14 protein-coding genes and 1 tRNA gene are annotated in these 18,281 nt (G+C 61.0%); 3 read left to right on the forward strand and 12 right to left on the reverse strand.

The annotated features are described in order from the left end of the window. Positions 1–246 precede the first annotated feature (246 nt). From D8U60_RS06730 to D8U60_RS06740, 3 genes are all read left to right on the forward strand, one after another. A tRNA-Leu gene (locus D8U60_RS06730) sits at positions 247–333 on the forward strand. A gap of 300 nt (positions 334–633) precedes the next feature. After that, positions 634–1,644, forward strand: a complete 1,011-nt coding sequence (locus tag D8U60_RS06735) for an extracellular solute-binding protein (protein ID WP_016771941.1) — start codon at positions 634–636, stop codon at positions 1,642–1,644. After that, positions 1,644–3,209, forward strand: coding sequence for an iron ABC transporter permease (locus D8U60_RS06740; protein WP_122601479.1), 1,566 nt, complete (start codon positions 1,644–1,646; stop codon positions 3,207–3,209). The genes D8U60_RS06735 and D8U60_RS06740 overlap by 1 nt, the downstream gene beginning before the upstream one ends. An 80-nt stretch (positions 3,210–3,289) precedes the next feature. On the opposite strand, the gene D8U60_RS06745 is transcribed toward D8U60_RS06740, so the two are convergent. The 12 genes from D8U60_RS06745 to D8U60_RS06800 all read right to left on the reverse strand — a co-directional run bounded on the left by D8U60_RS06745 (position 3,290) and on the right by D8U60_RS06800 (position 18,279). After that, positions 3,290–5,224, reverse strand: a complete 1,935-nt coding sequence (locus D8U60_RS06745) for a methyl-accepting chemotaxis protein (RefSeq protein ID WP_110602740.1) — start codon at positions 5,222–5,224, stop codon at positions 3,290–3,292. Between the two features lie 139 nt (positions 5,225–5,363). Then, positions 5,364–6,653, reverse strand: coding sequence for an adenylosuccinate synthase (locus D8U60_RS06750; RefSeq protein WP_016771943.1), 1,290 nt, complete (start codon positions 6,651–6,653; stop codon positions 5,364–5,366). 54 nt (positions 6,654–6,707) lie between these two features. Beyond that, the gene (locus D8U60_RS06755; protein WP_016771944.1) at positions 6,708–7,895 is read right to left on the reverse strand and encodes an ATP phosphoribosyltransferase regulatory subunit; all 1,188 of its coding nucleotides are present in this window, start codon (positions 7,893–7,895) and stop codon (positions 6,708–6,710) included. Between the two features lie 312 nt (positions 7,896–8,207). Continuing rightward, positions 8,208–9,077 (reverse strand): protease modulator HflC, encoded by an 870-nt coding sequence (hflC, locus tag D8U60_RS06760; RefSeq protein ID WP_016771945.1) that lies wholly within the window; start codon positions 9,075–9,077, stop codon positions 8,208–8,210. Next, on the reverse strand, positions 9,077–10,243 hold the full coding sequence (gene hflK / locus D8U60_RS06765; protein ID WP_024011368.1) for an FtsH protease activity modulator HflK: 1,167 nt from the start codon (positions 10,241–10,243) through the stop codon (positions 9,077–9,079). Before hflK ends, hflC begins: the two co-directional genes overlap by 1 nt. Before the next feature lie 96 nt (positions 10,244–10,339). Continuing rightward, a complete protein-coding gene (hflX, locus tag D8U60_RS06770; protein ID WP_016771946.1) occupies positions 10,340–11,641 on the reverse strand; it encodes a ribosome rescue GTPase HflX in 1,302 nt (433 codons plus the stop codon). Positions 11,642–11,653: 12 nt separating this feature from the next. Next, positions 11,654–11,920, reverse strand: a complete 267-nt coding sequence (hfq, locus tag D8U60_RS06775; RefSeq protein WP_016771947.1) for an RNA chaperone Hfq — start codon at positions 11,918–11,920, stop codon at positions 11,654–11,656. A 95-nt stretch (positions 11,921–12,015) separates the two neighbouring features. After that, the gene (gene miaA / locus D8U60_RS06780; protein WP_130899787.1) at positions 12,016–12,987 is read right to left on the reverse strand and encodes a tRNA (adenosine(37)-N6)-dimethylallyltransferase MiaA; all 972 of its coding nucleotides are present in this window, start codon (positions 12,985–12,987) and stop codon (positions 12,016–12,018) included. Continuing rightward, positions 12,987–14,894 carry a DNA mismatch repair endonuclease MutL gene (mutL, locus tag D8U60_RS06785; protein WP_122881189.1) on the reverse strand — a complete coding sequence of 636 codons (1,908 nt, stop codon included), beginning with the start codon at positions 14,892–14,894 and terminating at the stop codon, positions 12,987–12,989. Before mutL ends, miaA begins: the two co-directional genes overlap by 1 nt. Beyond that, the gene (locus D8U60_RS06790) at positions 14,891–16,321 is read right to left on the reverse strand and encodes an N-acetylmuramoyl-L-alanine amidase (protein WP_024011366.1); all 1,431 of its coding nucleotides are present in this window, start codon (positions 16,319–16,321) and stop codon (positions 14,891–14,893) included. The genes mutL and D8U60_RS06790 overlap by 4 nt, the downstream gene beginning before the upstream one ends. Next, on the reverse strand, positions 16,322–16,792 hold the full coding sequence (tsaE, locus tag D8U60_RS06795; protein WP_016771950.1) for a tRNA (adenosine(37)-N6)-threonylcarbamoyltransferase complex ATPase subunit type 1 TsaE: 471 nt from the start codon (positions 16,790–16,792) through the stop codon (positions 16,322–16,324). After that, positions 16,780–18,279, reverse strand: a complete 1,500-nt coding sequence (locus tag D8U60_RS06800) for an NAD(P)H-hydrate dehydratase (RefSeq protein ID WP_130899788.1) — start codon at positions 18,277–18,279, stop codon at positions 16,780–16,782. Before D8U60_RS06800 ends, tsaE begins: the two co-directional genes overlap by 13 nt. Between the last annotated feature and the right edge of the window lie 2 nt (positions 18,280–18,281).

Consider the following 18,281-nt stretch of genomic DNA (forward strand, 5'->3'; position numbering starts at 1 on the left):
GACACGCCAGCTTCAGGTGCTGGTGACCTTACGGTCGTGGAAGTTCGAGTCTTCTCCTGGGCACCAATTTCGAGTTTGAGACTAGATCAGTTTCAACACTCACACAAAACCCGCGAAAGCGGGTTTTTTGCATTTGCGGGAAAGCTTTTGCTCACACTGATTTATTAAAACCAAATCAGGGGTTTACAGATCAAAAAGGCCTCCGTATAGTGCGCCACATCAACAGCGGCAACGCTTGCGATGATTGCCCAGATGGTGAAATTGGTAGACACGCCAGCTTCAGGTGCTGGTGACCTTACGGTCGTGGAAGTTCGAGTCTTCTTCTGGGCACCAATTCAAATTCAAGGTTCAGGCCTTGGATTTCACAAAAACCCGCGAAAGCGGGTTTTTGCGTTTCTGGCTTCCTGAATTTCCGCAGGTCTTGTAGGAGCGTGTAGGAGCTGACGAGTGCAACGAGGCTGCGATCTTTTGATCTTGCTTTTGACCCCCTACCGTTTAACAGCAAGATCAAAAAGATCGCAGCCTTCGGCAGCTCCTACACAATCACCAGTCGCCCCACAAGGCGCACTTGAGAAACAATATCGTTTATCATTGTTGCAAGTTTTTGCAATGCGACAGTGAGGAACCCTGCGAATGACGTTTCGAAATACCCTGCGCCGAGGCCTGACCTTCACCCTCCTCGGCCTGGCACTCGCCACTCCCCTCACCCAGGCTGCCGATGCGGTTTCCCTGACTCTCTACAACGGCCAGCACAAGGAAGTCGGCGACGCGATTGCCAAGGCTTTCGAAGCCAAGACCGGCATCCACGTCAACGTGCGCAAAGGCAGCAGCAACCAGCTCGCGAGCCAGATCATCGAAGAAGGCGACCGCTCCCCCGCCGATGTGATCTACACCGAAGAGTCGCCGCCGCTGAATAACCTCGGCGAACAGGGTCTGCTGGCCAAGGCCGATGACGCCACCCTAGCGGTTTTGCCGGAAAAATACGTCGCCGCCAACGGTACCTGGATCGGCGTTACCGCCCGCGTGCGCGTGGTCGCGTTCAACCCGAAACTGATCGATGAAAAAGACCTGCCGAAATCGGTGATGGAATTCTCCGAGCCGCAATGGCAAGGCAAGGTCGGCTTCGTGCCGACCAGTGGCGCCTTCCAGGAACAGGCCGTAGCAATCATCAAGCTGCACGGTCGTGACGCCGCCGAAGAATGGCTGACCGGCCTGCGCGCGTTCGGCAAGACCTACAGCAACAACATGGTCGCACTCAAAGCTGTGGAAAACGGCGAAGTCGCTACCGTACTGGTGAACAACTACTACTGGTTCGCCCTGCAACGCGAGAAAGGCAAGCTCGACTCCAAGCTGCATTATTTCACCGGCGGCGACGCTGGCGGCCTGATCACCGTGTCCAGCGCTGCCGTGCTGAAATCCAGCAAACATCCAAAAGAAGCCCAGCAATTCCTCGCCTTCATGGCCAGCGAAGAAGGTCAGCGGGTGATCACTCAGACCACCGCCGAATACCCGCTGCACAAAGGCATGGAATCGGATCGCGGCCTCAAGCCGTTCAGCGAACTGGAAGCGCCGAACGTCACTCCGGCGGATCTGGGCAACGCTGAAGAAGCGCTGGAACTGGAACGCGAAGTTGGCCTGAACTGATGGCAGCATCGTTATCGGCCCCCGCCGCGCGCGGGGGTTACGTGCCACGACGCAAACGGCCGTCAATCTGGCTGGTGCTGCCGGTATTGCTACTGGTGGTCATGAGCCTGCTGCCACTGGCCTATGTCGGACTGAAAGCCTGGCAGGCCGGCTGGGCCGAGGCGCTGCATTTGCTGTGGCGCCCGTATGTGTTCGGCCTGTTGCGCAACACCTTGGCACTGATGGTCGGCGTGACGGTTACATGCGCCGTGATAGGTCTGTCGCTGGCGTGGCTGCTGGAGCGCAGCAATCTGCCGGGGCGGCGCCTGTGGGGCGTGATCCTGTGCCTGCCGTTTGCGGTGCCGGCGTTTGTCAGCAGCTTCACCTGGGTCTCGCTCAGCGCGCAATTCGAAGGCCTCGGCGGGGCGATTCTGGTGATGAGCCTGTCGAAGTATCCGCTGATCTTCCTGCCAGTTGCGGCGACCCTGCGCAATCTCGATCCCTCCCTCGAAGAATCCGCCCGCACGTTGGGACAGAATCGCTGGGGCGTATTTTTCCGCGTCACCCTGCCGCTGCTGTGGCCATCGCTGCTGGCCGGTTCGCTGCTGATTGCCCTGCACATGCTGGTGGAATTCGGCGCGCTGTCGATCATTGGCCTGCAAACCTTCACCACGGCGATCTACCAGCAATTCGAACTGGAATTCAGTAACGCCAACGCCGCGATGCTTTCGGCGGTGTTGCTGGCGCTGTGTCTGCTGTTGTTGTGGCTGGAACTGCGGGTGCGTGGCAAGGGCCGGCATGTGCGCACCGGCCAGGGCGCGGCGCGGCAAGCTGAACAGGTAAAGCTTGGACCGTGGGCGGCGCTTGGTCAGTTGTATTGCCTGTTGCTGGCGATTATCGGCAGCGGCATTCCGTTGGGGATGTTGGCGTATTGGCTGGCGGTCGGCTCATCGGCGGCGTTCCCGGTAGCGGCGATCACCGAGGCGCTGTTGTCATCGCTGGCATTGTCATTGGGCGGCGCGGCGCTGTGTCTGGTGCTGGCGGTGCCGGTCGGGTTGCTGGTGGTGCGCTATAAAGGCCGATTGGCAATCTGGGCCGAACGCCTGCCTTATCTGTTGCACGCGCTGCCGGGGCTGGTGATTGCGTTGACGCTGGTGTATTTCGCCCTGCATTACGTGCCAGTGCTGTATCAGACGTCAGGCTTGCTGCTGATCGCCTATGCGCTGCTGTTCCTGCCATTGGCGCAGGCGCCGATCCGTACCGCGCTGAACAAGGCTGCACCGCAGCTGGAAGAAGCGGCGCGGACATTAGGCGCATCGTCGTTCACCGCGTTTTGCCGGGTGACCTTGCCGATCATTTTCCCGGCACTGGGCGCAGCGTTTGCACTGGTATTTCTTGATGCGATGAAGGAATTGACGGCAACGTTGCTGCTCAGCCCAACCGGACTCAATACATTGGCGACCGAAGTCTGGGCGCACACGGCGAATGTCGAGTTTGCGGCGGCGGCGCCTTATGCGGCGTTGTTGATTGTGGTCTCGGGGTTGCCGGTTTATCTGCTGACGACGCGGATGTATCTCAGCCGCTAAAAGATCGCAGCCTTCGGCAGCTCCTACATCGGAATTTGCGTTTCCCTGTAGGAGCTGCCGCAGGCTGCGATCTTTTGATCTTAAGCGCGGAATTGTCCCAGGCTGGCTTTCAATTGCGCCGCCAGACCATCCAGCACCTTGCCACTGGCCGTGGTTTCCACCACTGCCTGCGCCGCTTTCTCGGCCTGCGCATGAATCGTCTCGACGCGCCCACGCACTGCCTGTGCACCCTGCGCCTGATGCGCTGCTGCTTGCGTCGCCAGACCGATCGCCGCATGCACCTGCTCAACCGAAGCCTGCACCGACTGCTGCAACCGCGCACTGTCGCGCAACACCAGCAAACCTTCGCTGGCCTGCCGTCCGGCCTGACCAATCGCCTCGACCGCCTCACGTGCGCCCTGCTGCAAAGCGACGATGTGCGCTTGAATATCGCCCGTCGAGCTCTGCGTTTTGCTCGCCAGTGCACGCACTTCATCCGCCACCACGGCAAACCCACGCCCGGTTTCACCGGCGCGCGCCGCCTCGATCGCAGCATTCAATGCCAGCAGGTTGGTCTGTTCGGCGATGCCGTGAATCACCGTCAGCACCACCTCAATCTGCTCGCTCTGCTGCGCCAGTCGCTCGATAACCTTCGCCCCGGTATCGACCTGCCCGGCCAGCGCTTCGATCAGGCTGCCAACTTTCGCCGAAGTCCGGGTGTTCTCATCGGTGGCCTGACGAATATCGACAACCTGCTTGAGCGCCGCCTGCATTGCCTGACTTTCCGACTGCGCCTCGTCTGCCATTTGCGACAGCGCGCGAAGGCTTTCTGCAACTTCATCGCGCTGCATTCCGGCAGCCGCATCGGCGCCAGCGTTGCGCAAAGTCATCGCGCCGATTTCCACGCCAGTGCGCTGCGCGACATCACCCGCCTCGCGTACGATCGGCTGCAATTTATCCACAAAGCGATTGACCGCCGAAGCCATGTCGCCGATTTCATCCTTGCTGTTGATCTGCACACGCTTGGTCAGATCGCCCTCGCCCGCTGCCAGATCGTCCATCGCCGCATTGAGCATTTTCAGGCGATTGACCACACGATGACCGAGCACCACGGCCAGCAACAGCAGCACGCCGCAACCGACCAGTGCCAGGCCAAGGCCGATACGCCAGCGCAGTGTCGCGGCAGCGTCTTGAACGGTTTGTGCGGTGTTGGCTTTCATTTCGCCAGCGGTGCCCTGCGCCGATTGCAGGCGCGCCTGCATTGCCTTGGCGCTGTCCGCCGCTGCGCCTTTGAGGCTGTCGCCGACCAGTTGATCGCTGCTGGCAATCAGCGCAAGGAAGCGCTTGTCGAGCTCGGCCAGATCGGTTTCCACCGAGGCCGTGGACACACCCATCAGCACTTTGCCGATCTCCACGCCATTGGGATTGATCGAGGCTTCGAGGTAGTAAACCGAAGGATCGTTTTTCGCCGCATCGAGTACTTTATCCAGCGCACGCTCGCCCTGACCTTTTTCCAGCAAGGCCTTGTTGATCGGGTTTTCACGGTTGAGGTAACGAGTCAAATGCTGGCCGGTGGCGTCGTCATACACCACGAACAGCACGTTGGGATTGCGCTGGGCGCGACGAGCGAACTCCGAGAGCGTCGGCACGTCGCTGTCCCACATCGCACGCGGCGCTACGGATGCAAGCAACTGCGCCATGTCGTTGGCCGAATCTTTCAGATCCTTTTCCAGCGTTGCACGCAGTTGCGCCTGCTCTTCTTTGAGGCGCGCCGACAGGCCAGCCGTGAGGCGCTGACGAGTGCTGGCCGACAACGCATCAAGACTTGAAGTGACTTCACGCCCGGCCTGCTCCAGCTCACCGGAGAGCTTCTGGCTGTCGGCACCCAGGCGCACAGCCAGATCGGCTTCCAGCGCGGTCACCGTGCTCCGCGTCAGGGCAACCGCCACCAACACCTGCACCAAAAGGGCGATACCAAGGGTAACGAACACCGGGCGCAACAAACGGCTTTGTAACAGTGAGAGAACGGCTGACACTTTAAATCCCTCTACTTCTGACGCCATTAATTTGATGGCACTCTTGTAGACAGATTCACAGCAAAGGTCATGCCGTCCAACAGGCATAAACGACAAAGGCCCCGATTAAGGGGCCTTTGTTTTTTACATCAACAACTTATCAAGCGAACGGATGACGCAGAACGATGGTTTCGTTGCGGTCCGGGCCCGTCGAAATAATGTCGATCGGCGCGCCGATCAACTCTTCAACGCGTTTGATGTAGGCACGAGCATTGGCCGGCAGCTCTTCCAGGGTCTTGGCACCCACGGTCGATTCGCTCCAGCCCGGTACTTCTTCGTACACCGGCTGCAGGCCGACGTAGCTGTCAGCATCGGTCGGCGCAACAGCATTGCCCTGCGCGTCCTTGTAGCCGACGCAGATGTTGATGGTTTCCAGGCCGTCGAGTACGTCCAGCTTGGTCAGGCAGATGCCCGAGATGCTGTTCACGTCGATAGCGCGACGCAGGATGACGGCGTCAAACCAGCCGCAACGACGGGCGCGACCAGTGGTGGCGCCGAACTCGTGACCTTGCTTGGCCAGGTGCGCACCGACTTCGTCAAACAGCTCGGTCGGGAACGGGCCGGAACCAACGCGAGTGGTGTAGGCCTTGGTGATGCCCAGGATGTAGTCGAGGAACATCGGACCCACGCCCGAACCGGTCGCCACGCCACCAGCGGTGGTGTTGGAGCTGGTCACGTACGGGTAGGTGCCGTGGTCGATGTCGAGCAACGAACCTTGCGCGCCTTCGAACATGATGTCCTTGCCGGCACGACGCAGGTCGTGCAGCTCGGCAGTCACGTCGAGCATCAGCGGCTTGAGCAGCTCAGCGTATTCCTTGCACTCGGCCAGGGTCTTTTCGAATTCGATGGCTGGTTCTTTGTAGTAACCGACCAGCATGAAGTTGTGGTAATCCACCAGTTCACGCAGTTTGTCTTCGAAGCGCGGCATGTTCAGCAGGTCGCCGACACGCAGGCCACGACGGGCAACTTTATCTTCGTAAGCCGGGCCGATGCCGCGACCGGTGGTACCGATCTTCAGCTCGCCACGGGCCTTTTCACGGGCCTGGTCCAGCGCGACGTGGAAGGACAGGATCAGCGGGCAGGACGGGCTGATACGCAGGCGCTCGCGCACCGGTACGCCTTTCTCTTCCAGCTTGGTGATCTCGCGCAGCAGGGCGTCAGGTGCAACCACCACGCCGTTGCCGATCAGGCATTGCACGCCTTCGCGCAGCACGCCCGACGGAATCAGGTGCAAGACGGTTTTCTCGCCGTCGATCACCAGCGTGTGACCCGCGTTGTGGCCACCCTGGTAGCGCACTACGGCGGCAGCATGTTCGGTCAGCAGATCAACGATCTTGCCTTTGCCCTCATCACCCCACTGGGTGCCCAGGACTACGACATTCTTACCCATAACACTTGTCCTCATTCGCGCAAACTTGGTGCCGGCGATGGCCGGCAGGAAAACTCAAGAAGCCAGTGGCGATACTTGCCAAAGCCCGTTCTGCTGAATCAATTGCCGGTCGCAGTCCGCATCACGGGCGGCGGCCAAAGGTTGTCCAGGCAAGGCCTGAACGACACGCTGACCCTCACTGCGCAACTGGCAAACCTGCTGCCAGAGTGCCGCATCCGTACTGTCAGGCATCCAGATACCGCCAGACGGTAGCTCGATCTCAGCACGCCCCAGGGTCACCAGGGTTTTCAAATCGGTAGAGAAACCAGTCGCCGGACGGGCGCGACCGAAGTCGGCACCGATGTCATCGTAACGACCGCCCTGAGCGATGGACTGGCCAACGCCCGGCACGAACACCGCGAACACCACACCGGTGTGGTAGTGGTAGCCGCGCAACTCGCCGAGGTCGAAATACAGCGGCAGCTGCGGGAAGCGCACGGAAAGACGCTCGGCGATCGCCAGCAGATCTTCCAGCGCCGCCAGCACCGGCGCCGGCGCATTGGCCAGACGCTCGCGGGCAGCGCTCAACACTTCACGGCCGCCACACAGATCAACCAGTGCGCGGAGCATGCCCGACAGATCGGCCGGCAGGCCTTCGGTCAGGGTAATCACTTCATCGATGGCCTTGCGCTGCAGGGCATCGAACAACTGCTGCTCGACTTCACCAGACAGACCGGCGGCGCGCGCCAGACCACGGTAGATGCCGACATGGCCGAGGTCCATGTGCACGTCCGGCACATCGGCCAGCTGCAGCATGGCCAGCATCAGGCTGATGACTTCGACATCGCTGCTCGGGCTGGCGTCGCCGTACAGCTCGGCGCCCAGCTGGATCGGGCTGCGCGAGGACGACAATGCACGCGGCTGGGCATGCAGGACGCTGCCGGCGTAGCACAGACGACTCGGGCCTTCGCGACGCAGGGTGTGCGCATCGATGCGCGCCACTTGCGGCGTGATGTCGGCGCGGAAACCCATCTGCCGGCCCGATTGCGGGTCGATGACCTTGAAGGTACGCAGATCCAGGTCCTGGCCCGCGCCGGTCAGCAGGGATTCCAGGTACTCGATATGGGGAGTCACGACAAACTCGTAACCCCAGCTCTGGAACAGATCCAACACCTGACGACGCGCGACTTCAATGCGCGCCGCCTCCGGTGGCAGTACTTCTTCGATGCCATCTGGCAGCAGCCAGCGGTCTACCGTTGCCATTACGCCATTCCCCTTTGATCCGGGCGGCCAGCACTAGGCGAGCCTTGAGTGAAGCAGAAAATGATCGGGGCGTTCAAAACGCACGCGCATGAACGACGCAGCGAAAGGCCGGCTGGCGGCTTCGCCCATCACTTTCCTCGAAAAACGCTCGGGCTATTCAAACCCGACGTCTGCAACAAAAACAGCAATCAAACGTGCAGACGCAAAAAAGCCGGGAATTTCCCGGCTGCCGCATCATACACACGTTTTCCGAAAGGATCACCCCGCCCGAGGTTTTAGCCGCCGGGCGGACTGATTCAGGTCAACGTCGTATCAAGGTTTGGCTTTTTCCAGATAACGGAAGAAGTCGCTGCTTGGGTCGAGGACCAGGACGTCGGATTTGTTCGCGAAGCTTTCACGGTAGGCACGCAGGCTACGGTAGAAACCGTAGAACTCCTGGTCCTGGCCGTAAGCCTTGGAGTAGATCGCAGCAGCCTGGGCGTCACCGTCACCGCGAACCTCTTCGGATTCACGATAGGCTTCGGCCAGCAGCACGCGGCGTTGACGATCGGCGTCGGCACGGATGCCTTCGGCCAGCTCGTTACCCTTGGCGCGGTGCTCGCGAGCTTCACGCTCACGCTCGGTGCTCATACGTTCGAACACGCTGCGGTTCACTTCCTTCGGCAGATCGATGGCCTTGACCCGGACATCGACCACTTCGATACCCAGCTCTTTTTCCGCCATCTTGTTCAGCGACGCAGTGATGTCAGCCATCAGCGCATCACGTTCACCCGACACCACTTCGTGCAGGGTGCGCTTGCCGAACTGGTCACGCAGGCCCGATTCGAGACGACGGGACAGACGCTCGTCGGCGATCTGCTTCAGACCCGAAGTCGCGGTGTAGAAGCGCTCGGCATCTTTCACCCGCCACTTGGCGTAGGCATCGACCATCACGGCTTTCTTTTCCAGAGTCAGGAAGCGCTGCGTCGGTGCATCCAGCGTCAGCAGACGCGCGTCGAATTTGCGCACCTGGTTGACGTAAGGCACCTTCACATGCAGACCCGGCTGGACATCGGCCTGAACCACACGACCGAATTGCAGCAGCACCGCGCGCTCGGTCTGAGCGACGATGTAGAAGCAATTCCAGCCCACCAGTACCACAACGACGCCAACGATCAGGGCGATCAGCGATTTATTGCTCATCAGCGGGTCTCCCTTGTACGCGTCTGCGGCACGTCGGTGACATGCGGCGTGACGTCCGTGTTGTTGCTGGCGGCCGAACCGGTCACCGGTGCATTACCCGAACTGTTCTGGATCATCTTGTCCAACGGCAGGTAGAGCAGATTGCTCTGGCCGTTCTTGTTGCCGGTCACGAGGACCTTGCTGGTATTGCTGAAGACTTCCTGCATGGTGTCCAGGTACAGACGCTCGCGGGTGACTTCAGGTGCCTTGCGATACTCGGCGACCAGTTTGGTGAAGCGATCGGCCTCACCCTTGGCGCGCGAGATGGTCTCGTCGCGATAACCGTTGGCATCTTCGATGATGCGCTGGGCCTGACCACGGGCTTCCGGCACAACGCCGTTGGCGTAGGTTTCAGCCTGGTTGCGCGAACGCTGCTCGTCTTCACGGGCGCGGATCACGTCATCGAAGGCTTCCTGCACTTCACGCGGTGCCGCTGCGCTCTGTACGTTGACCTGGGTGACGGTGATACCGGTGCGATAGGTATCGAGGAAACGTTGCAGACGCTCCTTGATTTCGCTGGCCATCAATTCACGACCTTCGGTCAGCACCTGGTCCATGGCGGTGGAACCGACCACGTGACGCAGTGCACTTTCGGTCGCGTGCTGCAGGCTGATTTCCGGCTGATCGACGTTCAGCACGAAGTCCTGCAGGTTGCTGATCTTGTACTGCACGGTCAGCGGCACTTCGACGATATTCTCGTCTTCAGTCAGCATCTGGCCCTGCTTGGTGTACGCACGCTCACGCGTCACGTTCTCCATGTACTTCTTGTCGATCGGCGGGAAGTAGATGTTCAAGCCCGGGCCGACAGTCTCGTAGTACTTGCCGAAGCGCAGCACCACGGCTTGCTCCTGCTCGTCCACCACGTAGACCGCGCTGTACAGCCAGACAGCCGCCAGCACGACCAGGCCGATGCCGAGCAGACCGCCGAAGCCGCCACTGCTGCGCCCCGACCCGCCGCCGTCATCACCGCGTTTCTTACCACCACCGAACAACCCGTTCAGGCTTTCCTGCAGCTTTCGGAAGGCCTCGTCGAGATCCGGTGGCCCCTTGCGGTCGCCGTTATTGCGGCGCTTGCCACCCCAAGGATCCTGATTATTCGAGTTGCCACCCGGCTCATTCCAAGCCATAGCGCTCTCCATCTGATAAAGCAAAGACGCACCCACGGCGCGCCGACCAATGCTACAGAATGCCTGCCGTTGCGGCACAACCGCTTTGTCAGGCTTTTATTGCAAAGTGTGTTGCTCGATGAATTCCATCGGCTGCAATCCTTCGCGGCTTACCAATCGATTCAGCTCGATCCGGGGCAAACGAACGGCCAGCAGGCTGACACCTTCTTCATCGTATTCTTCTTTCTGCACCGCACCGAGTTCGAAGAACTGCGCACGCAGCCGAGCGAATCGTTGCGGCAAGCGCAAGGTACCGACGAACAGATCACTGCCGAGCAACTCGGCGATGGCCTGTTCAAGCAATTCCAGACCGCTGCCATCGCGCGCCGAGAGCCAGACCCGTTGCGGCTTGCCATCGGCATCGCGCTGGATCTGCGGCTCGACGCCTTCGAGCAAATCGAGTTTGTTATAGACCTCGAGGATCGGCAAGTCCTGGGCACCAATCTCGCCCAGCACCACCATCACCTGCTCGATCTGCAACATGCGATCCGGTTCGGCCGCATCGATCACGTGCAACAGCAGGTCGGAATTGCTCGACTCTTCGAGCGTAGACCGAAATGCCTCGACCAGCTTGTGTGGCAGGTGACGAATGAAGCCCACGGTGTCGGCGAGGACAATCGGACCGAGGTCGTCAAGCTCCAGCCGGCGCAGGGTCGGGTCGAGCGTGGCGAACAGTTGATCGGCCGCGTACACCTCGGACTTCGTCACGTTGTTGAAGAGTGTCGATTTGCCCGCGTTGGTGTATCCCACCAGCGAAACGGTAGGAATGTCCGCACGGGATCGGCCACGGCGCGACTGCTCGCGCTGACTGCGCACCTTCTCCAGCCGCCCCTTGATCTGACGCAGGCGAACCCGCAGCAGACGGCGGTCGGTTTCCAGCTGGGTTTCACCCGGGCCGCGCATACCGATACCGCCACCCTGACGTTCAAGGTGAGTCCAGCCGCGAACCAGCCGCGTGCTCATGTGGTCAAGCTGGGCCAGTTCGACCTGCAGCTTGCCCTCATGGGTGCGTGCGCGTTGGGCAAAAATATCGAGAATCAGCCCGGTGCGGTCGATCACGCGACACTCGAAAACACGTTCGAGGTTGCGTTCCTGACTGGGCGTGAGGATGTGATTGAAAATCACCAGATCGGCTTCTTCAGCCTTGACCAGGTCGCGCAGTTCCTCGACCTTGCCGCTGCCGATCAGATATTTGGCGGTTGGCCGATGACGCGGCACGTTAAAAAACGCGACGGTCTCGGCGCCAGCCGAATTTGCCAACTCCTGAAACTCCTGCGGATCTTCGCGCGCCTCAGGGTCCTGTCCATCCAAGTGAACGAGGATGACTCGTTCACCACCACCGTGGCGCTCAAAGAACAAAGGAGACTCCTATCAGGCGTTACCCGGCGCTGCATCGGCATCGCCCTGTTCGTTTTCGGTTGCGCTAGGCAGACGAATTGGACGAACCGGCACGACGGTCGAGATAGCGTGTTTGTAGACCATCTGGCTTACGGTGTTTTTAAGCAGGATCACGAACTGGTCGAACGACTCGATCGTCCCCTGCAGCTTGATACCGTTGACCAGGTAGATGGAAACCCCGACTTTCTCTTTACGTAAAGTGTTCAGGTAAGGGTCTTGTAGCGAATGCCCTTTTGACATGTGCCGCACTCCTTTAAGGATTCAATAATAAAAACAGGTAAATTCAGATGGCTTCGGCCGTCACACCCCCAAGGATAGACGGCAATTGCAAGGACTCAGCTCAATATGGAGATGGTCCCAAGGTATTTCAAGGCGCGTGGCAGATTGTCGCAATCAAGACTGTCCAGCCAGTGCAAATCCTCCCAGCTGCGCAGCCAGGTAAACTGGCGTTTGGCCAATTGGCGCGTGGCGATGATGCCCCGCTCCTGCATCTGGGCCAATGTCAGCTTGCCGTCCAGGTAATCCCAGACTTGGCGGTAGCCTACCGCACGTATAGACGGCAACCCGGAATGCAGGCCACTTCTTTTACGCAGGGCTACGACCTCGTCGATGAATCCCTGTTCCAACATATTTGTGAATCTTTGTTCAATTCGCTGGTGCAAAACCTGACGATTCGCCGGAGCAATGGCCAGGTTCGCGACAGTATAGGGCAATTGTTGGCGTCCCGAAGCGGCTGCTTCAGTACTTTGCGCAGATTGTTGCTCGCGCAGGGTGGTCATGCTCTGCCCGCTGACTCGATACACTTCCAGTGCCCGACTCAAGCGCTGCGGATCATTGGGATGAATGCGCGCCGCCGACACCGGATCGATCTGCGCCAGTTGATCGTGCAGGGCTTGCCAGCCGAGGCGTGCAGCTTCTTCCTCGATCTGCGCACGGACCTCAGGATCGGCCGCCGGCATGTCCGCCAGTCCTTCAACCAAAGCCTTGTAATAGAGCATGGTGCCGCCGACCAACAGCGGGATCTTTCCTCGCCCAGTGATTTCGGCCATGGCCTGCAACGCGTCGCGACGGAAATCGGCGGCTGAATACGCTTCAGCGGGGTCGAGGATGTCGATCAGCCGGTGCGGGTATTGCGCCAGCAACTCTTTCGAAGGCTTGGCCGTGCCGATGTCCATGCCGCGGTAGACCAGCGCCGAATCGACACTGATCAATTCGCACGGCAGCACTTTGGTCAGCTCGATGGCCAGATCGGTCTTGCCCGCAGCGGTCGGGCCCATCAGGAAAATCGCTGGAGGAAGCTGGCTCATCAACGACCGCGCAGGAACAGTTTGTCCAGATCGTCCAGACCCAGCTGGGTCCAGGTCGGTCGGCCATGGTTGCATTGACCGCTGCGCTCAGTGTTTTCCATATCACGCAGCAGGCCGTTCATTTCCGGCAGAGCCAGACGCCGGTTGGCGCGGATCGCGCCGTGGCAGGCCATGGTGCCGAGCAATTCGTTGAGGTGCGCCTGGATACGGTCGCTGGTGCCGTACTCCATCAAATCCGAAAGCACGTCGCCGACCAGTCGATTGGCTTCGGCCTGCTTGAGCAATGCGGGAATCTGCCGGATCGCCAAGGTTTCCGGCCCCAGACGCTGCAATTCAAAACCAAGGCGCTGAAACCAAGCGGCGTGTTCTTCAGCACAATCGGCCTCGCGCTGACTCACGGCCAGCGACTCCGGCACCAGCAACGGCTGGCCACTTAGACCTTCGCTGGCCATGGCGATTTTCAGGCGCTCGTACATGATCCGCTCGTGGGCGGCATGCATGTCCACCAGCACCAGACCATGGGCGTTCTCGGACAAAATATAGATGCCCTTGAGCTGCGCCAGTGCATAGCCGAGCGGCGGGATATCTTCCTGACCGGTTGGCAGCGCGCTGGCATTGGCTTCAGGCAGCGGCGCGAAAAACTCTTTGTAAGCGGCTTGAGCCTCGGCAGCGGGCAGCGCCGATTGCGGACGCGGCGTGTATTGATACTGATAAGCGCCGCCAGCGCTGGCCCCGGATGACGTGTTGAACGCCGGTTGCGCCTGCGGCTGCTCCAGCAGCGCATTGGCGGCCAGACGCATCTCGCCCTGTGGGCCGAATTCGCCCGCCTCGATCCCGCTCGGCCGAACGATCGCCGTGGTCACCGAACCGGCCAGTTGATCTTCCGGACGCACATCGCCCAGCGCACGGTGCAGCGTGCCATACAGGAAGTCGTGAACCATGCGCCCGTCACGGAAACGCACTTCGTGTTTGGTCGGGTGGACGTTGACGTCGACCGCTGCCGGATCGACTTCGAAAAACAGCGCGAAGGTCGGGTGCCGGCCATTGAACAGCACGTCGCGATAAGCCTGACGTACCGCATGGGCCACCAGTTTGTCGCGCACCGCACGGCCGTTTACGAAGAAATACTGCAAATCCGCCTGACTGCGGTTGAAGGTCGGCAAACCGACCCAGCCCCACAGGTGCAAGCCGTTGCGTTCGATCTCGATCGGCAGCGCCTGCTCAAGGAAACCTGAACCGCAGATCGCCGCCACACGCCGGGCGCGGGCTGCATCATCGTGGGCCTCGTGCAGGCTGAGGATGGTCTTGCCGTTGTGGCGCAGATGAAAAGCCACGTCGAAGCGCGCCAGCGCCAGACGCTTGATCACTTCCTGCAAGTGATCGAATTCGGTTTTTTCAGTCTTGAGAAATTTGCGCCGGGCCGGGGTGTTGAAGAACAGGTCGCGGACTTCCACCGAAGTGCCGACCGGATGCGCCGCCGGCTGCACGCGCGGCGCCATGTCCCGGCCTTCGGTTTCGACCTGCCAGGCCTGATCGGCATCGCGGGTGCGCGAGGTCAGGGTCAGACGCGCCACGGAGCTGATCGACGCCAGCGCCTCGCCACGGAAACCCAGGCTCATCACCTGCTCGAGATCTTCGAGGTTGCGAATCTTGCTGGTGGCGTGACGGGCCAAGGCCAGCGGCAGGTCATCGGCGGAAATACCGCTGCCGTCATCGCGCACGCGCAGCAGCTTGACGCCGCCCTGCTCGACATCGACGTCAATACGCTTGGCGCCGGAGTCGAGGCTGTTTTCCAGCAACTCCTTGATCACCGAAGCCGGGCGCTCAACCACCTCACCGGCGGCAATCTGGTTCGCCAGCCGCGGGCTGAGCAGCTCGATGCGCGCCGTGTTCAATACCTGGTTCATTCTTTGGACGCCAGTTCGGTGCCTGGAATGGTCAGGTGCTGACCGACTTTCAGCTCATCGCTTTTCAGGTTGTTGGCGGCACGCAAGGTGGCCGGCGAAACCTGATAGCGCACGCCGATCATCGCCAGGGTTTCCCCCGGGCCGACACGGTGGTCGCGCGGACCTTGGGCAATCTTGCCGGAATCACGCAGCCAGGCAATGTAAGTGCCCGGTGGCGGATTCTGCTGGAAGAACTGGCGCACGCCGCTGCTGATCGAACGGGCCAGCGCTTGCTGGTGGCTGGATGCGGACAGTTTGTTCGCTTCGTTGGCGTTGGAGATGAAGCCGGTTTCGACCAGGATCGATGGAATGTCCGGCGACTTCAGCACCATGAACCCGGCTTGTTCCACACGTTGTTTGTGCAGCGGCGTAACGCGACCGATGTTGGTCAGCACCTTTTGCCCGACGTTGAGGCTGGAAGTCAGCGACGCAGTCATCGACAGGTCGAGCAACACGCCCGCCAGCATACGGTCCTTGTCGTCGAGGCTGACGTTGCCGGCACCGCCAATCAGGTCGGAACGGTTTTCACTGTCGGCCAGCCAACGGGCGGTCTCGGACGTAGCGCCACGATCAGACAGGGCGAACACCGACGCACCGAACGCGGCTGCGGACGGCGCGGCGTCGGCGTGGATCGAGACGAACAGGTCGGCGCCCTTCTTGCGGGCGATTTCGGTTCGCCCGCGCAATGGAATGAAGTAGTCGCCGGTACGGGTCAGCTCGGCGCGGAAGCCTTTCATGCCGTTGACCTGACGCTGCAGCTCGCGAGCGATCTGCAGTACCACGTCTTTCTCACGCTGGCCGCGCGAGCCGGACGCGCCCGGGTCTTCGCCACCGTGGCCGGCGTCGATCACCACGATAATGTCGCGTTTGCCGGCCGGGGCTGGCGGCAGCTTGATCGCCGGTTCGGTCGGGGTCACCGGCACTGCCGGCACGGTTGCCACCGATGGCGTCGGGGCCGGCGGCGGCGCGGCATCGGCCGGGTTGTCGAACAGATCGACCACCAGACGGTTGCCGTATTGCGCGTTCGGCGCCAGCGAGAAGCTTTTCGGGGTGACGGCTTTTTTCAGGTCGATGACCACGCGCAGGTCGGTCGGGGTGCGCTGGGCCGAGCGCATCGCGGTGATCGGCGTGTTCGCCGTCTGCACGTTCAACGGCGCGCCGAGGGTGGCGCCGTTTATGTCGATCACTAGCCGGTCCGGCGCGGTCAGGGTGAAAACGCTGTGCTGCACCGGTCCGCTGAGGTCAAAGACCAGTCGCGTGTTGTCCGGCGCCCGCCACAGGCGCACGCTGTTGACCTTTGAATCGGCCACAGCGTTGACGGTTACTGCCATCAACATCAGTCCAGCGGCAGCCACCAACGCGCGAAAGCGCATACCAAACCCCATCATTTAATTGGATTCCAATGCCAAAGCGGCACACCAGGCCTCGCCACGCGAGCCCTGGGCTAAAATTTTCAGCGAACGCCCGCTGTCTTGCGGGCTAATGGTAATGGTCAGGTCGGGCTTTGGCAAAAAGCCTGCACCTTTATCGGGCCACTCGATCAGGCACAGGGCATCGTCTTCGAAGTAGTCACGGATGCCGAGAAACTCCAGCTCCTCGGGATCGACCAGGCGATACAGGTCGAAGTGGAAGGCACGAATGTCACCGATCTCGTAAGGCTCGACCAATGTGAAGGTCGGACTTTTTACCGCGCCAACATGCCCCAAACCGCGAATGATGCCCCGCGACAGGGTGGTTTTGCCCATACCCAGATTGCCTTCGAGAAAAATCAGGCCATGGCCCTGGGTGACGCGGGCGATCCGTGCGCCAAAGTCGCTCATCGCCTGTTCATCGGCCAGGTACAGGGTTACTTCAGACACGGTGCTTGCTCCTCCAACAACTGACGAATGGCTGGAATCAGATCACTGGCCGCCAGCCCACGGCCGAATTTGCCTTGTTGCATACCCGCGTTGGCGTGCAGCCAGACGGCCAGGCATGCCGCATCGAACGCGTCCATGCCTTGGGCCAGCAATGCGCCGGTGAGACCGGCCAGCACATCACCCAACCCGCCCGTGGCCATCGCCGGATGACCCTGATGACAGAGGGCCAGACGCCCGTCTGGATGGGCGATCAGACTGCCGGCACCTTTCAGAACCACTACCGCTGAATACTTTTTGCTCAACGCCAGAGCAGCGGCCGGGCGATCGGCCTGCACTTCGGCGGTACTGATGCCAAGCAAGCGCGCCGCTTCCCCCGGATGCGGGGTGATCACGCAATCCTTGGGCAACTGGACAAAATCGCTGGCCAGCAGGTTCAACGCGTCAGCGTCCCACACCTGCGGCAATGGTGCATTGGCGGCAGCCGACAACAGGGCACGGCCCCAACTGGCCTGACCGAGTCCCGGCCCGACCACCAATACCGAAACCTTTTCCAGCAGACCCATCAGTTGATTGGCTGACGAGGTACCGAGCGCCATCGCCTCCGGCACCCGAGTCAGCGCCGCCGGCACATGCTCTGGGCGAGTCGCCAGCGAAACCATGCCCGCGCCGCCGCGCAAGGCCATTTCCGTGCTGAGCAGAATCGCTCCACCGAACCCGTGATCGCCGCCAATCAGTAACACATGACCAAAGCGCCCCTTGTGCGAGGTCGGCGCACGCGGCGCAAGTGCTGGAAGATTAGCGGCGCTCAGGCGTTGAGCGCAGACGGGAATGTCACTGAAAATTTCGTCGGTGGCTTGCAAGTCGTTGAAGACCAGTTCGCCGATTTGATCCGCCGCGTCGCCAGTCAACAGCCCGATCTTCATAGCAATGAATGTCACCGTTAGATCGGCGTGGACCGCGACCCCCAGTTCACGCCCGGTATCGGCACATAGCCCGGAAGGGATATCGACCGCCGCTACCGGCAAACCGCAGGCGTTGATCGCCTTGATCGCCGATGCATACGGCTCGCGCACTTCGCCGCTCAGACCTGTGCCGAGCAAGGCATCGAGGACGACACCGCGCAGCTCGCTTTGCCCCTGCCAGCCTTGCACCACAACACCAGCAGCCACCGATTCGGCATGGGCCAGTGCGGCATCGCCCTGCAAACGCTGCGGATCGCCGACGGCGAGAACGCGCACCGTCCAACCGGCCCGCAGCGCCAGCCCGGCCACCAGATAACCGTCGCCAGCGTTGTTGCCGTGCCCGGCGAGCACCGTCAGTTCGTTCGCTGCCGGCCACTTGCGCACCAGTGCGCGCCACGTCGCGCGGGCGGCGCGCTGCATCAATTCGAAGCCCGGCGTGCCGGCGGCGATCAGCCGCGCGTCGAGTTCGCGCACCTGCGCGGCGCGGTACAGCGCGTCGGGTAATTCATCTTTCGTCTGCGGCATGC

The organism is Pseudomonas sp. Sample_11 (assembly GCF_004307505.1).
Classification (GTDB): Bacteria; Pseudomonadota; Gammaproteobacteria; order Pseudomonadales; family Pseudomonadaceae; genus Aquipseudomonas; species Aquipseudomonas atacamensis.